The following is a 15,836-nucleotide window of genomic DNA, read 5'->3' on the forward strand; positions in this document are numbered from 1 at the left end:
ATTTTTCAAGAACTTACGACTTCTGGTGTGGCCTGAATCTTTGGCCGTCGTCGTGCACTTCCACTCTGCGAATCGAAGTGGCTTTCCGCCCGAAGGCTGGGCGGTGCGAGGTCATGTGGCGCAAAAGGCCGTCATTTCTCCGTGGGCAGAGGAACAGTCGGACGTGGCCAGGCTGGCGGGGTTCTTTCCCGCGGCTACCGCCATCCGGGTGCCGGTGCGGGTGGGTCGCATCGAGGGTGACGAAGAAGAAGAGACGGTCATTGAGTTCGGCACTCCGCGAGAGGTCTTGTTCGCCGCCAGGCTGCCGCTGGAGTTCGGCGATCGCATCCGGCTGGTGAATGCGGAGGGGCTGCTGGAGGCGGAAGCCGAAGTTGTCGCTGTGCAATACCACGAGGGCAAGACCGCAGTCGCTGCCCGCTTTATCGGGCCGGTTGCGAATTGGGTCATTCGAAAATGAGCACCGCCACCATGTCATTGCGCGAGATCGCCGCCCAATGGCGAGCGGACCGCCGCATTTATCCCATCTACGCCAGCATCGTGCGCCAGTTCGAACTCGGGATCGAGCCCTGCCGCGACCTGGAATCTCCGATCGACCGCAACGACCCCGAGGTCCTGGAGAAGATCGCTGCCTGGTTCGACGCCGTGGACGCGCGCAGCCATGCAGGACACCTGCGCCAGGCGCTGCAGACCGCCAAGGTCGCCAAGGAAGACAACTTGAGGGCGCTGCTGGGACGCTTTCTCGGCAAGGAAAAGAAAAGCCCCGCCGACCGTGACAAGGTGGATTTCCTGCTGGTCCAGTACTTCTCCCAGTGTGCTCCCCACTCCATGCACGATCGCGAACTGGAGCTCGACGACATCGCCCAGGTGCTGGAGCCGGTGCTGGGCGAGACGGTCCCCCATCAGCCGCGCTGGCTCGAAGTGCTCGATGGCGAACTGGCGAGACTGAAGGAATGCAAGACGTTCCACGAGCTGTTGGAGAAGGGAATCCTGGCGCACGTCCGCCAGCTCAAGGAAGAGGCCGGGGAGATGTATTTCGGCTCGGGGGCTATGCTGGCCTTTACCCGATTCAATTTTGTCGCCCGGCATGCCTTCTTCCGGCTCCTGCATGCGGACCTGGGAACCATGCGTCACGCGCTGCACGAACTCGAGAAGCGGGGTATCAAGCACTTGGATTGCCGGGCCGCGGGACTCTCGGACAAGGAGCCGCTGAACAACGTGGCGGCGATCTGGCACGACTGGAAGACCCCGTTCCGGGCGCCCTACGCGGCAGGTCAGCCGTTCGAGCGCATGATGAAGGTTGCGCGCATCGTGGAGCAGGAGGCCACAAAGCCTGTGCCCGCACCACAGCCGGCGCCCGAGCCGCCAAAAGCAACCGCAGCGCCGAAGCCGGCCGCTGAGAAAGCGAAGCCCGCGCCGCTACCCGCAGTGGCGAAACCATCCCCCGCTCCGACCAAGGCGGAAACTCAGCCAGTGATGGATGTGCAGTCCTGCCTGGAGCACATCGCCGAACAACTCATCGGCGAGGTGCAGGCGACGCCCACCTCGGTGGCCACCATCCACTACCACGATTCGAAGGTCCTGCTTTCCTCGTGGGAAGTGGCGGCATTCACCAAGGGTGGCAATGACGCCGCCGACGCGCTGCAACGCGCGGTGGCCGGCCGGACCATCCTGCTGGAAGCGGTCGAACGGAAGAAGAAGGGTGTTCCGGCGGCCGATCTGCCGGAGGCGACCAAGCTGGCCCACGCCGAGGTCGCACTCCTGCAGGAGAGCATCGCGAAGGCCAAGGAGCGCAAAGACATCGACGCGGCGGTGAACCTGGCCGCGACTTGCAAGCGGATGCTGGGGCTGATCGAGGAAGCGGAGAAGCTGAGCCGTTAGGGAGAGATTGACGTGGACAATGTTCTGATCATCGCGGACGACGCCGATTTCACCCGCAGTCTGGTCGGTCGCTGGCAGATGGAGCGCGCCGTGCCGACCTTCACCCAGGTGACCAGCGAACTGTGGACGCCGTCTGTGCAGGCGGGCTATCCGCTCACCGTGATCGGCCCGATTGCGCCGGCGCGCCTGGATAGCATCCTCAGCAGCCTGGAGGCGTATCACGCGCTGGGGATCTGCGTCACCGATGACGGCAGCCGGGTGCAGGGGATCCGCACCGCCCATCCCCGTATCCTGGTGTTCCGCCAGTACGACGGTTGGGTGGATACGCTGGTGCTCCTGGCCGCCGAGATGCTCAAGCGCGTCGATGTCCTCTCGCAGTTGCGGCGTGCCGAACAGGCCGCGGCCAGCGACCATCGCCATGCCACCCTCGGCCGCTACATCCTGGAGATGCGGCACAGTTTCAACAACGCCCTCACCTCCGTGCTGGGCAATGCCGAATTGCTGCTGCTGGAACCGGGAGCGGTGTCGGCGCAGGTGCGCGAGCAGATCGACACCATCCACAGCATGGCGCTACGCATGCACGAAATCATGCAGCGGCTGTCCTCGCTGGAAGCGGAGATGAACTGCACTGAGAAATTCTCTCAAAATGAGACGTCGCCCTCGTCTCAGGCCTATGCCATCCGTTTCTAGTGCACCGCAGAGCTTAGCTAAGTAACTGATTCCCTTATAGTTAAAAAAAGTGATACAAAGGGTCCAGGCTGCGGTAACGTGGCCGCGCAATTGCACTTCTATCTGCGGACCATCAGCTTATGAGGTTTGGTGCGTGAAGAAGATCCTGATCGTGGACGATTCGCAGTCGGAGGCCAAGGTGATGCAGTCGGTGCTCCAGCAGGCAGGCTACTGGCCGGTGGCCATCCACGATTCCACCAAGATCGAGCAGACCATCGACGTGGAGCGTCCGGCGCTGATCCTGCTGGATGTGGTGATGCCGCAGCGCAATGGCTTTCAGGCGTGCCGCGAGTTGAAGGGAAGCGCCGAGTACGGCCGCATCCCCATCGTCCTGGTGACGTCGAAGAGCAGCGACAGCGACAAGTTCTGGGGCCAGCAGCAAGGGGCCGATGGGTACGTGGTCAAGCCCTTCACCCCGGCGCAGCTCCTGGTGGCGGTCCAGAAGTTCGTAGGCTGAGTGAAGATGGCGGAGAACCCACAACTCGAACCGCAAGCGCAGCCGGCGGAAACCGCTGAACCACAGGTTGCGCCAGAGGAGCAACTGCCCGAGTCGCAGTACTGCATCTTTCGGGCAGGGCGGGAGCGCTTCTCTCTGTCCGTGCTGGACGTCGAGGAAGTGGTGGAATGGCCGGCGGTGACGCGCATGCCGCTGTCGCCGGCGTTCCTGATGGGAATCTTCAACCTGCGCGGTTCCATCGTGCCGGTGATCGACATCGCCTTCACCGAAGGCCGGCGTCCGGACCTGCCCCCCAAGCACGTCGTGGTCGGCGTGCTGAAGGGAGATGGCGAGCGCGACGACCTGCGTTTGGGCATCGCCGCCGACGAAGTCATCGGGACTTACAGCACCAGCGAATCGCTCCTGGTGGACGAGGCCCCGAAGGATGTGCCGCACTGCTGCGGCATGCTGCGCCACGACGATCGTCTGGCGCTGCACCTGGATTTGAAGAAAGTCACCGAGACGTTCCCCGTCCCGGTGATCTAGCCGGCAGCTAGGAGCTAGCCGCCGGTTGTACTTGGAGGCCGTATGAAAGGTCGAGTGAATTCGACGATCTGGATGCTGGTCCTGGTGAACGTGGTCGCCATGGCCGCGATGCTGGGGCTGGGCTACGGAGCCGGAGCCTGGGCCAAGGGCCTGCCCATCCTGGACGCGGTGAGCGCGTCCAGCCAGGCGGGCATGCGCCTGCTGGGCGGGCTGCTGGTGCTCTTCATCGCCGCGGGCATCACGTTCATCGTGCTGGGCAGCAAGGTGTCCAAGCCGGTGAAGGAGCTGACGGAGTTCTCCGAGCGTCTGGCGGCGGGCGATTACCGCGCCTCGGCCGACATCGACTCGCAGGACGACTTCGGCTTCATCGCCCAGAACATGAACCGCACCGCGGAGAAGATCTCCAAAACGGTCTTCCACCAGGAGGCGCAGGAGAACCTGCAGCGCTCGGTGACCGACTTCCTGACCATCGTCAGCCAGATCGCGCGCGGCGACCTGACCCTGCGCGGCAAGGTCACCAACGATGCGCTGGGCAACGTGGTGGACTCGGTCAACTACATGCTCGACAACTTCACCAAGGTGCTGGAGCGCGTGCGCAAGGGCGCCCTCGACGTCTCCAGCAGCTCCAACCAGATCCTGGTGGCCTCCGAGCAGATGCTCAATGGCGCGGTGCAGCAGGACCAGGAGATCACCAACACCTCGTCGGCGGTGGAAGAGCTGACGGTGTCGATGAAGCAGGTGTCGAACAACGCCGAGGCGAGCGCCGAAGCCGCCCGCCGCGCGCTGGACGCCGCCGAGCAGGGCAACCGCGCGGTGCGCGACACGCTGGACGGCATGCAGCGCATCCGGGCGTCGGTGCAGGCCACGGCCAAGAAGATCAAGTCGCTGGGCGACCGCTCGCTGGAGATCAGCGAGATCATCAGCGTCATCAACGACATCACCGAGCAGACCAACCTGCTGGCGCTCAACGCCGCCATCGAAGCGGCGCGCGCCGGCGAGGCCGGTCGCGGGTTCGCGGTGGTTGCCGACGAAGTCCGCAAGCTGGCCGAGCACTCGCGCAACGCCACCAAGGACATCGCCGCCCTGATCAAGGCCATCCAGGCGGAAACCAACGAGGCCGTGGTGGTCATGGAGGAGGGCACCAAGGAAGTGGAAGTCGGCGCCCGCCTGGCCGACCAGGCCGGCAAGGCGCTGGAAGCCATTTCGTCCGTCGTCCGCCAGTCGGCCGAGCTGGTGCAGGAGATCTCACTGGCTTCGAAGCAGCAGGTGCGCGGCACCGAAGGCGTGGCCAACGCCATGCAGATCATCTCCAACATCACGCGCCAGACCTCGCAGGGCGCCCGCCAGACGGCGCGCACCGTCGAAGAGCTGGTGAAGCTCTCCGAGCAATTGAACGAGGCCCTGTCGCAGTTCCGCGTCAGCACGGCCGCGGGTCCGGTCGAAGTGAAAGAACTCTCGGCCGCCATCAGCCGCCGGTAAACCGAGGACAGGCGGGAAGGTCCCATGGTGGAGAGGAACCAGGGCACGGTCAGCAGCCACGAGTTGTCGGAGATCCGCGCGCTCATCGAGCAGCGCTCGGGCATCCACTTCGACGACTCGCGCGAGCGCTTTCTCATCGCCCGCGTGCGCGAGCACATGAGCGACAAGCGCATGCTGCACGGGACCGACCTGATGCGCCTCATCCGCGGCTCCAACGTGGAATACGACGCCCTGGTGGAGCGGCTGCTCACCCAGGAAACCTCCTTCTTCCGCTATCCCGCCGTGTTCGCCGCGCTAGAGCGCAAGGTACTGCCCGAACTGCACATGAAGAAGTTCTGGGAGAACCCGCGCAGCCTGCGCATCTGGTCGGCGGGTTGCGCTTCCGGCGAAGAGCCCTATTCCGTCGCTATCACCCTGGCGGAGTCGCTGGAATTCGCCGACGCCTGGAACATCCACATCCTGGCCACCGATATCAGCAAGCAGGCGCTGCAGCATGCCGAGCGCGGTGTCTACCCCCGGCGCGAGCTGGCCAGCCTCGACCTGCGGCAGCTGGAGAACTATTTCGTGCGGGTGGGCGACCAGTTCATGGTCAAGCCCCGCATCCGCAACATGGTCAGCTTCGCCCCGGTGAACCTGGCCAACGGCGTGTACATGGGACGGTTCGACTGCATCTTCTGCATGAACGTCCTGATCTACTTCACCGAGGAGCGGCGCTCACAGGTCATCCAGCGCTTCTACGATTACCTCGAGCCCGGCGGTTATCTGTTCCTCGGCCACTCCGAGTCGGTGGCGCGGCTGCCGGTGAACTTCGAGACCACCGTGGCCGGCGACTGCCTCCTCTACCAGAGGCCCAACAGCAGCGTTGCGCGGCGCTCCAACGCAGCCGCTGCCCGGGAGAGCCTATGAGCGCCCCGGGCCAGGATTTCGTCGAAGTCTTCCTCCAGGAAGCGTCCGAGCACCTGCAGTTCCTGCGGGAGTACTCGGGGCTGCTGTTGGACCCTTATCCGGCGGCCGACGACTTGGACCGCCTGTACGTTTCCGCCCACACCCTGGGCGGCGCCTCGGCGATGTACGGCTTCCCGCTGTTCTCGGAGATCGCGGGCAAGCTGGCGCACATCTTCCAGTACGCGATGAATGCGACCATCGGAGCGGAAGCGGCCCCTCCGCTGGTCGAATTCATCTCGGAAGCGGTGGCGGTACTGGAGTCGGACCTGCTGATGATCAGCGCCACCGGAGGCGAAGCCGCCGAAGACATCACCGCCTTCAAGCAGAAGTATCCCTTCGCCTTCACCGGGCCCACGCCGGAGGAGCGAGAGAAGGAAGCGGCGCTGGAAGCGGCGGCGTCGGTCGAGCATCCGGCAGCGGCTCCGGAACCGCCGCCGCAGTTCGCCGAGCTGCCCCAGGACGGCGATGTGCCGCCCGAGATCCTCGAGTTCTTCGTGCCCGAGGCGGAAGAGCACCTGCAAGTCGTCACCGATTGCCTGCTCTCCCTCGAAACCAATCCGAATCCCGAAGAGATCCACCGCCTGTTCCGGGCCATGCACACCATCAAGGGGTCGGCGGCACAGGTGGGGCTGCACCGCATCGCGCATGTCGCCCACCGGGCCGAGGACCTGGTGGGACGCCTGCGCGACGGTGAGCTGATGCCTTCCGCCCAGATCGTGGACATCTGCCTGGAAGCGGTGGACACGCTCAAGAAGTTCCTCTACCGCCAGTGGCCTGACGACCAGGCGATGCAGTCGGCGGTGACGTCGCTGCTGACCCGCATCGCGCACCTGGCGCCGGAAGAGAGGGAACCTGCTGTCGCGGCAGCCGTGCCCACGCAGGTAGCCGAGACCTTGGTAGAGACGCCACTTGGGACGTCTTCTGAGACGCAGCAAGCTGCGTCTCTACCAGAACTTGCCGCCGAAGCCCAGACCCTTGCCGCTCAGGCCGCCGAACTCTCGCAAGAGCTGGAAGCCGCGCGCGCCCAGACCCAGGCCCTCCGTGCCGAGCTTGTGGAAGCCGCCAGGCCGGAGCCGGCAGTCGAATCCAAGGAAGCGGAGGCCGAGGCGGCCAAGAAAGAGCCCGCGGGCGTGCCGCAGTCCAAGTCCGTCCGCATCGCTCTGGAGCGCCTGGACCGCATGATGAATGCGGTCGGCGAACTGGTCATCAACCGTACCCGCATGGTGGGACGTCTCAACGAACTGGAGAAGCTGGCCGACGTGCTGAACTTCTCCAAGGCCCGCATGTCCGACAAGGTCGCCGAATTCCAGGAGAAGTACGAGTTCGGCCGCCTGGCGAGCGGCAACTTCGCTCCCACCCCGAAGCACGTCGATCCGTACCCGTTCTCCGGGGGCTACTCCAGCTATTCTCATTCCTTCGATCCCGCGCTGGCCGAGTTCAGCGAGCTGGAGATGGACCGCTACGACGACTTCAACATCCTCTCGCGCTCGCTGACCGAGATCTCCGCCGACATCACCGAGGTGCTGACCCAGCTCGACGGCTTCGTGCGCCGCGTGGATTCCGACATCGACGAGTTCACCAAGCTGGCCCACCGCCTGCAGGATGAGATCACCCAGGCCCGCATGGTACCCATTGGCAACCTCTACACCCGCCTGACCCGCACCGTGCGCGACGCCGCCAAGGCCGCGGGCAAGCATGTGGAGCTCACCCTGGCCGGGGCCGAGACTGAGCTCGACAACAACATCATCCAGCAGATCTCCGACCCGCTCATCCACCTGGTGCGCAACGCGGTGGCCCACGGCATCGAGCGTCACGACGACCGCTACGCCGCCGGCAAGCCTGACCAGGGCAACGTCGCGGTTCGCGCCTACCACCGCGGCAATCACATCTACATCGAGGTCGAGGACGACGGGCGGGGCATCGACTACGAGAAGGTCCGCAGCACCGCGGTCGAGAATAGCCTGGTCAGCGCGGAAGACGCTGCCAAGCTGGGCGAGCGCGACCTGCTCGAACTCCTCTTCCACCCCGGCTTCTCAACCGCGCCGCGCAAGACGGAACTCGCCGGCCGCGGCGTCGGCCTGGACGTGGTGCGGGCCAACCTTTCGCAGCTGAATGGCGAGATCGAGATCGAGACCCAGAAGGGAGTGGGCTCGCGCTTCACCCTCAAGGTCCCGCTCACCCTCATCATTTCCCAGGCGCTGTTCGTGCGCTGCGGCGAGAGCGTGTTCGCCCTGCCTTTGGCCTTCGTCGAAGAGATCCGCCGCCTGAAGGAGTCGGACATCGAGGAAGTCGGTGGCAAGCTGCTGACCAAGGTGCGCGACGTGGTCACCGAGGTGGTCCGGCTCGACCAGTCGCTCGGCCTGGAACGCGTCGAGCCGGTCAACGGCTACTACCGGCTGGTGATCGTCAATGTCGCAGGGCGGCAGGTTGGCGTGGTGGTCGAAGAGGTCATCCGCAAGGACGAGATCGTCATCAAGAGCCTGGGCGAGTACATGCGCAATGTGAAGCTGTTCCCCGGGGCCACCATCGCGCCCGACGGCAGCCTCATCCTGCTGATCGACGTCAACCGCCTGGTCGCCGGCGAATCCATCGAGCGGCGGCCGCTGATGACCAGCGCCACCGCGGCCCGCATCTTCGCTCCCGGCGCCGCCGCCGTGGCCCGCGGCGAGATCCCGGCGGAAGCCATCGACCAAGTGGCGCCCGAGAAAGTCGTCGTGCTGGCGGACGATTCCATCAGCGTCCGCAAGTTCGTGGGCCGCATGCTGGAGAAGGCCGGCTACCGCGTGCGCCTGGCGGCCGACGGTCTCGAGGCGTTAGAGATCGCAACCCAGAATCGCTGCGACCTGGTGATCACCGACCTGGAGATGCCGCGCACCAACGGCTACGAGCTGATGACCCACCTGCGGCAGCAACCCGAGACCCGCTCCCTCCCGGTCATGGTGGTGACCTCGCGCGCCGGCGTCAAGCATCGCGAGCGCGCGCTCAAGGAAGGCGCATCGGCGTTCCTGACCAAGCCGGTGCAGGAAGACCAGTTCATTGCGGCGGTGGCGCAGCTGATCGGCAGCGCCGCCCCCGTGCACAAAGACGCTGCGGCCGAGACGGTGCCCTGATCATGGCAGGCAAACGAATCCGGGTGTTGATCGTGGACGATTCGGCGTTCATGCGCAAGGTGCTGCAAAGCATCCTGACCGCCGAGCCCGACATGGAAGTGTGCGGGGAAGCGCGCGACGGGCGCGAAGCCTTGGCCCAGAGCGATGCCCTGTCTCCCGACGTCATCACCATGGACATTAACATGCCGCACATGGACGGGCTCCAGGCCACCGAGCTCATCATGTCGCAGAAGCCGCGGCCCATCCTGATCGTCAGCTCGGAGTCGCGCGAAGGCGCCGACACCACCCTCAAGGCGCTGGAGCTCGGGGCCATCGATTTCGTTGCCAAGCCCTCGGCCGGCGTGGACCTGGACATGAATTCGGTGCGCGCGGAATTGACCCGCAAGCTCAAGATGGCGGCCAAAGTGCGCGTGGTGCGCACCGCGGTGCGCAGCAAGCTCCAGCAAGAGATCGCGACCTCGGCGCCGCGGGTCGAGCCGGCGCCCATGCCACCGCGCCCGGCCCCGACCACTCCCGGGGCGGCGCTGGTCAGCCGGGCCAACGGCAAGTTCCCGGTCGTGGTCATTGCCTCCTCCACCGGCGGGCCCGCGACCCTGATGAAGTTCGTCCCTATGTTCCCCAAGGACTTTCCCGGCACTGTCATCTTGGTGCAGCACATGCCGGGGACCTTTACCTCGCAGTTCGCGCAGCAGTTGGGCGAGATCGCGCAGATCAAGGTCAAGGACGCGGAGCAGGGCGAGATCCTGCAGCCCTCGACCTTCTACGTCTGTCCGGGCTCGCACCACCTGCGCATCACGCCCACCGGGCGCATCACCCTGGACAATGGCCCGCGCATCACCGGCTACCGGCCCTGCGCCGACGTTTCCATGGAGACGGCTGCCGCATTCGCCGGTCCCATGAGCATCGCCGTCGTGCTCACCGGCATGGGCAATGACGCCTCCCTGGGCGTGCAGAAAGTGAAGGCCGCCGGCGGCCACGTGATCGCCCAGGACGAAAGCACCTCCGTGATCTTCGGCATGAACGCGGAAGCCATCAAGACCGGCTGCGTGGACCAGGTGCTCCCCTTGGACAATGTCTTTGCCGCCATCGAGAAGCGCGTGCTGTACGTTTTCGGCGCCGCGCGGGTAGGTGCCCTGTGAGGATCGTCCGGGCCGAGACGCGCAAGCGGGTGCACCATGGCGAGCCGATGATTCTGTTCGCCGTGGGCGGCACCACCTTCGCCATCGCCGCCGCCGAGGTGGACGAGATCCGCGACCTCTCCGGCCTGGAGCCTCTGCACCCCGCGCACCTCGGGCCCAAGTTCGCCAAGTTCAAACACACCCTGCAGCGCGACGGGCGCACTTATTTCGTGGTGGACGCCAACACCCACTTCCGCGTGCTGCCCACGCGTCACACCCGCCTGCTGGTGCTGCGCGGCGCGCCCGCTGCTGTCCTGGTGGACGCCATCGACCGCATGACCGAGATCGCCAGCCTGCGCCCCCTGCCCAAGGCATTCGCCGGCGAGGAGCGTGATTGGTATCGTGGGCTGGCTCTCTTGAAGGAGGATGTCGTGCCCGTGGTGGCCCCGGGCGCTTTCCTTAGCAAGGCGGAGGGCATAGTCTTGAAGGCAGCGCTCGAGAAGCAGGCCGCGAAGGGAGCGGTCGCCGGATGACACGCACCTTCAAAGGCGAGCCGTCCTTCGTCCTCTTCCCCCTGGGGAAGAAGCGCTTTGCCTTGCCCGCCGGCGTCGTGACCGAACTGGCCCGCCCCGACCGCCTGCGGTCCTTCCCGCACACTACGCGGATGCTGGCTGGCGTGCTGTTGCGGCGCGGCCAGATCGTGCCGGTCTGCGACATCGCTCCGGTACTGGTGGGCGAAGATGCGGCGCCCCGCAAGTTCTTCCTCATCGCCAATCGCTACTTTGGAAACACCCGCGAGTGGACCGCCATCCCGGTCAGCGGCGAATGCGAATTGGCGAGCACCGAGTTGCTGCCGGTCACGGGCAAGCTCCCCCGGTACGTGATCGGGTTGCTCTCGCTGGCGGATGAGATCGTGCAAGTCCTGGACCTGGGGCTGCTGCACGCAGCGGAGGCGACCGCATGAACACCATGTCCGCTGAGGCGCCCAAGCTGCTGCTCATCGACAGCAACGTCTTCTTCGCCAGGCGCCTGTCCGATGCCCTGAAGTCCGAAGGCTTTGACGTGGAGCATTGCACCCAATCGGCCTACGCCCTGACCATGCTGGAGTGGAACACGCCCTCCGCCATCCTGTGCGCCACCAATCTGCGCGAGATGGGCGCCTACGAGATCCCGCGCATCCTGCACTCCGACATCAAGACCGCGCACATCCCCATCATCGCCATGGGCGACGGCGGCGACCAGGCGCTGATGGAGGCGTTCCGCGCCGGCTGCGACGATTACGTGGACCGCCGCCTCGGGCCTGAGCACATCGCCACCCACATCCGCACCTTCCTGAGGAGCCACACCGAGGGCTTCCAGCCGACGCAGATGCTGGGCGCCACCGACACTGCGCTGAGCGGCAGCCTGTCGCATCTCGACCTGCCGGGTGTGGTGCAAATGCTTTGTCATTCCCGCCAGAGCGGGGCGCTGCACGTGAACAGCAGGCTCGTGGACGGCATCATCTTCTTCGATTCCGGCGACATCTCTCACGCCGAGGCCGGCGACATGATCGGCGACGACGCGGTGGTGCAGATCGTGAAATGCTGTAACGGCGAGGAGATTGGCGTGTACAAGTTCGTCCCCGGGGCCGCCGCCACCACCCGCACCGTCCTGCGCGGGGCCACCGAGCTCATGCTGGAAGCGCTGCGCGAGGTGGACGAAGACGCCAAGACCACCGAAGGAGGCGCATGATGGCCGACCTGGCGCCCGCCGCGGCCCCCACGGTGTATTTCATCGATGACTCGGCCACCATGCGCGAGGTCATCAAAATCGCTTTCCGCCGCGAGAACATCCACGTCGTCGCCTGCCACGACGCCGCCTCCGCCTTCCAGCAGATCGAGCAGGTCAAGCCCGACGTGGTCATCAGCGACGTCATCATGCCCGACAAGGACGGCTACGAGGTCTGCCAGTACATCAAGCAGCACCCGGCGCTCGGCAAGACTCCGGTGATCCTGATGTCGGGTGTGGTGAACCGCGCGGTGGCGGAGAAGGCGTTTGCGGTCAAGGCCGACGAGCTTATCCGCAAGCCGTTCCAGCCCCAGGACCTGATCACCCGCGTGCGCCACCTGCTGCGGCCCGGCGCCGCGGCGCCGCCGCCTCCGCCGGCTGCGGCTGCCGCTTCCGTGGCCGCGCTCAGCAGCATCTTCGCCGCGACCAACGCGCCCGCCGGGCGCCCGCGCACCGCCGCTCCGCCGGCGATGTCGCGGCCCCCAGTGGTTCCCGACCAGCCCGCGCCGCCTTCGAACATCACCCCCTTTCCGGCGCCGCCGCCCGCTGCGCCGGCTGCGGCACCGCCTGTGCCTCAGCCTCCGCCGCGTCCGAGCGCCGGCATGGACATGGCCAAGATGAAGCTGGAGGTGTTGCGCCTGGAGGGATTGGTCAAGAAGCTCCAGGCCGAGCTGGAGGCCGAGCGCGAATACAGCCGCGCGCTGGAAGCGCACATCAAAACATTACAGGAGTCCGAATAGTCTGCGAACGAGGTTAGCGCCGCCGGCAATTTTGGACGGCGCAAGAAAGCGTCCCGAGTGGTTTCGCGGGACGCTTTTCTGTTGAAAGTGGCCAGTGGTCAGTGGTCGGTGGTCAGAAGCTCGAGCTGACCACTGGCCACTGCCCACTGCCCACTTGCTCAAGCGAAGAGGAATTCCTTCGTCCGCAGGTCCTTGATCGTGTCCCTGAGTTTCGCCGCCCGCTCGAATTCGAATTTCTTCGCCGCCTCGCGCATCTCGGTCTCGAGCTTGGCGATGTAGGCATCCACCTCGTCCTGCGACCTGAACTCTGGCACACCCTCGGCGGCCTCGGTCACGTCCACGTAATCGGCTTCGACGATCTGCGCCAGCGACATCTCCACCGGCCGCACGATCGACTCCGGCGTGATCCCGTGCTCGTCGTTGTAGGCCTGCTGGATGGCGCGCCGCCGGTTGGTCTCGTCTATCGCCTTCTGCATGGAGTCGGTCATCCGGTCGGCGTACATGATCGCCCGCCCGTTCAGGTTGCGCGCGCAGCGTCCCATGGTCTGGATGAGCGAGCCGCTGGAGCGCAGGAATCCTTCCTTGTCCGCGTCCAGGATCGCGACCAGCGACACCTCCGGCAGGTCCAGCCCTTCGCGCAGCAGGTTGATGCCGATGAGCACGTCGAACTCGCCCTTACGCAGGTCGCGCAGGATCTTGATGCGCTCCAGGGTCTCGATCTCCGAGTGCATGTAGCGGCAGCGCACCCCGACCTCGCTGTAGTACTCCGCCAGGTCCTCGGCCATGCGCTTGGTCAGCGTGGTCACCAGCACGCGTTCGCGCTTCTCGGCCCGCTGCCGGATCTCGTGCAACAGGTCGTCGATCTGCCCCTTCACCGCCCTGACTTCGACCTCCGGATCGATCAGCCCCGTGGGCCGGATGATCTGCTCCACCACGACCCCGGCGGCCTTCGTCAGCTCGTACGGTCCGGGCGTCGCCGAGACGTAGATTGCCTGGTTGACGCGGTGCTCGAACTCGTCGAAGGTCAGCGGGCGGTTGTCGAGCGCGGACGGCAGCCGGAAGCCGTACTCCACCAGCGTCTCCTTGCGCGAGCGGTCGCCGTGGTACATCCCGTGGAGCTGCGGGACGGTCTGGTGCGATTCGTCGATGAACAGCAGGTAATCCCGCGGCACGTAATCGAGCAGCGTCGGTGGCGCCTCGCCCGGCAGCCGTCCCGAGAAATGCCGGCTGTAGTTCTCGACTCCGTGGCAGTAGCCGACCGATTTGATCATCTCCAGGTCGAACATGGTGCGCTGGTGCACCCGCTGCGATTCCACCAGCCGCCCGTTCTTCTGCAGCTCCTCCTCCCACCACTTCAGCTCTTCCTTGATGGATTCGATCGCCTTGTTCTTGGTCTGCGCCGACATGACGTAATGGGTCTTGGGATAGATGGGCAGGCGCACGTATTTCTGCTTGACCGTCCCGAACAGGGGATCAATCTGGCTGAGCTGCTCCACCGAGTCGCCCCACAGCTCGATGCGGTAGGCGTTGTCATCGTAGGTGGGGAAGACCTCGATGATGTCGCCGCGCACCCGGAAAGTGCCTCGCCTGAAGTCGGTGTCCGAGCGCTCGTACAGGATCTCGACCAGGCGGCGGGTGATGTCCTCGCGCTTGATCTTCTGCCCCTTCTCCAGGAACATCATCATCCCGTAGTACGCGTCGGGTGAGCCCAGGCCGTAGATGCAGCTCACCGAAGCCACGATGACGCAGTCGCGCCGCTCGAACAGCGACTTGGTCGCCGACAGCCGCAGCTTGTCCAGCTCGTCGTTGATGGTCGCTTCTTTCTCGATGTACACGTCGCCCGAGGGGATATACGCCTCCGGCTGGTAATAGTCGTAATACGAGACAAAGTATTCGACCGCGTTGTGGGGGAAGAAGCCTTTGAACTCGTGGTACAGCTGCGCGGCCAGGGTCTTGTTGTGGGCCAGCACCAGCGTCGGCCGGTTAGCGTTCTCGATGAGCTTGGCCATGGTGAAAGTCTTGCCCGAGCCGGTCACGCCCAACAGTACCTGGTGCTTTTCGGCCTCGGCCACACCCCGGGTGAGCTGCTCGATGGCGCGCCCCTGGTCGCCCCGCGGCTTATAGTCGCTGACTAGTGTGAAATCCATGAAAAAGGTCGTCGGTCTCTGGTCGTCGGTCGTTGGCCACCCAGGCCTGCGTGTCAGGCGACGGCTTCAGCCGTCGCGCAGCGGCTCCCTTGCTTTGCGGCTTTTAGCCGCTGGGGAGAGCGCTCTCAGGCGCAAATTTCGGCGGGTGGGCATCTCTCTATTATACCGAGCAAGTAGAGATCCTTCGGGGCAGGAGGCCCCTCAGGATGACGCCGGCGGGCTCAGACGCCCGCCAAACGGCGTCACTTCCACCGGTGCCCGACCAGCTCCGCGTCATACAGCCGCTGGTCTACGGTGTGCAGCGACTTCAACTGCCTGGGCGTGAGAAGGGACTTGTGGGGAATGTCGCAGAGATAGTTGGGAATGAACCAGACATCCTTTTCGGTGGTCATCCAATTGAGGTGGTCGAATCGCTTCAGGTTCACCGGATTGGAATAGCGCCGCAGCGACCTCTGTTTGGCCAGGTTGAAATAGAGGTTGAAGTAGCTCATCGCCAGCTCGCGCAGCGTCCGATAGACCGGCTCGCGGTAGCGGCAGCCGGCGAAGTTCGAAGCCGCCACTGCCCCCCAGCACCCGTTCTGGCGGAAGATGGCCAGCACGTGGTCGGTATCGCGCTCGGCCTCCAGGTCCCACAGCAGCGGCGGATAGCCGAGCACCCGCAGCGCGGCAGCGCCGAAGATGGCGCCCTCCAGGCAGTGCACGGTCCGCGTCCGCAGCACTTTGCGCGGTGACCAGCAGGTCGGCGCCAGGTGGTAGGGCAGGCTGTTCAGGAAGTTCTGCACGCCGTTGGGGTCCTTCATGGCGCGGATGGTGCGCAGCTCCGCGGGCGTGAACCCAAAAGTTTGGCTAGTCTTCTTAGGCATTTGTTAGAGACGAAATCCGATTTAACCACAGAGACACTGAGACACGACGAAGAAACAATTCAAAACCTCTGTGTCTGT

At 65.1% G+C, this 15,836-nt stretch carries 15 protein-coding genes; 13 read left to right on the top strand and 2 right to left on the bottom strand.

Annotated elements, in window-relative coordinates:
- Positions 1-115: 115 nt before the first annotated feature.
- The 13 genes from VMS96_07415 (at position 116) to VMS96_07475 (ending at position 12,748) form a co-directional block, all read left to right on the top strand.
- Positions 116-457, top strand: a complete 342-nt coding sequence (locus VMS96_07415; GenBank protein HVP43244.1) for a hypothetical protein — start codon at positions 116-118, stop codon at positions 455-457.
- Entirely contained in the window at positions 454-1,878 is a 1,425-nt protein-coding gene (locus VMS96_07420) for a hypothetical protein (GenBank protein HVP43245.1), read from the top strand. The genes VMS96_07415 and VMS96_07420 overlap by 4 nt, the downstream gene beginning before the upstream one ends.
- 12 nt (positions 1,879-1,890) lie before the next feature.
- Entirely contained in the window at positions 1,891-2,568 is a 678-nt protein-coding gene (locus VMS96_07425; GenBank protein ID HVP43246.1) for a histidine kinase dimerization/phospho-acceptor domain-containing protein, read from the top strand.
- 133 nt (positions 2,569-2,701) lie between these two features.
- Complete coding sequence (locus tag VMS96_07430) at positions 2,702-3,064, top strand: response regulator (GenBank protein HVP43247.1); 363 nt, start codon at positions 2,702-2,704, stop codon at positions 3,062-3,064.
- Positions 3,065-3,070: 6 nt separating this feature from the next.
- A complete protein-coding gene (locus VMS96_07435; protein HVP43248.1) occupies positions 3,071-3,589 on the top strand; it encodes a chemotaxis protein CheW in 519 nt (172 codons plus the stop codon).
- A gap of 54 nt (positions 3,590-3,643) precedes the next feature.
- Complete coding sequence (locus VMS96_07440; protein HVP43249.1) at positions 3,644-5,068, top strand: methyl-accepting chemotaxis protein; 1,425 nt, start codon at positions 3,644-3,646, stop codon at positions 5,066-5,068.
- A 24-nt stretch (positions 5,069-5,092) separates the two neighbouring features.
- Positions 5,093-5,974, top strand: coding sequence for a protein-glutamate O-methyltransferase CheR (locus VMS96_07445; protein HVP43250.1), 882 nt, complete (start codon positions 5,093-5,095; stop codon positions 5,972-5,974).
- Positions 5,971-9,123, top strand: coding sequence for a response regulator (locus tag VMS96_07450; protein ID HVP43251.1), 3,153 nt, complete (start codon positions 5,971-5,973; stop codon positions 9,121-9,123). Before VMS96_07445 ends, VMS96_07450 begins: the two co-directional genes overlap by 4 nt.
- A 2-nt stretch (positions 9,124-9,125) precedes the next feature.
- Positions 9,126-10,262, top strand: a complete 1,137-nt coding sequence (locus VMS96_07455; GenBank protein ID HVP43252.1) for a chemotaxis response regulator protein-glutamate methylesterase — start codon at positions 9,126-9,128, stop codon at positions 10,260-10,262.
- Positions 10,259-10,774 (top strand): chemotaxis protein CheW, encoded by a 516-nt coding sequence (locus VMS96_07460; GenBank protein ID HVP43253.1) that lies wholly within the window; start codon positions 10,259-10,261, stop codon positions 10,772-10,774. The genes VMS96_07455 and VMS96_07460 overlap by 4 nt, the downstream gene beginning before the upstream one ends.
- Positions 10,771-11,205: a chemotaxis protein CheW gene (locus VMS96_07465; protein ID HVP43254.1), complete on the top strand. Its 435-nt coding sequence runs from the start codon at positions 10,771-10,773 to the stop codon at positions 11,203-11,205. The genes VMS96_07460 and VMS96_07465 overlap by 4 nt, the downstream gene beginning before the upstream one ends.
- Positions 11,202-11,972 (top strand): DUF4388 domain-containing protein, encoded by a 771-nt coding sequence (locus tag VMS96_07470; protein HVP43255.1) that lies wholly within the window; start codon positions 11,202-11,204, stop codon positions 11,970-11,972. Before VMS96_07465 ends, VMS96_07470 begins: the two co-directional genes overlap by 4 nt.
- A complete protein-coding gene (locus VMS96_07475; GenBank protein HVP43256.1) occupies positions 11,969-12,748 on the top strand; it encodes a response regulator in 780 nt (259 codons plus the stop codon). The genes VMS96_07470 and VMS96_07475 overlap by 4 nt, the downstream gene beginning before the upstream one ends.
- 158 nt (positions 12,749-12,906) lie before the next feature.
- On the opposite strand, the gene uvrB is transcribed toward VMS96_07475, so the two are convergent.
- Positions 12,907-14,895 (bottom strand): excinuclease ABC subunit UvrB, encoded by a 1,989-nt coding sequence (gene uvrB, locus VMS96_07480; GenBank protein ID HVP43257.1) that lies wholly within the window; start codon positions 14,893-14,895, stop codon positions 12,907-12,909.
- 242 nt (positions 14,896-15,137) lie between these two features.
- Complete coding sequence (locus tag VMS96_07485) at positions 15,138-15,758, bottom strand: hypothetical protein (GenBank protein HVP43258.1); 621 nt, start codon at positions 15,756-15,758, stop codon at positions 15,138-15,140.
- Positions 15,759-15,836 lie beyond the last annotated feature (78 nt).

The sequence above is a fragment of the Terriglobales bacterium genome, assembly GCA_035543055.1.
In the GTDB taxonomy this organism is placed as follows: domain Bacteria; phylum Acidobacteriota; class Terriglobia; order Terriglobales; family Acidobacteriaceae; genus JAIQFD01.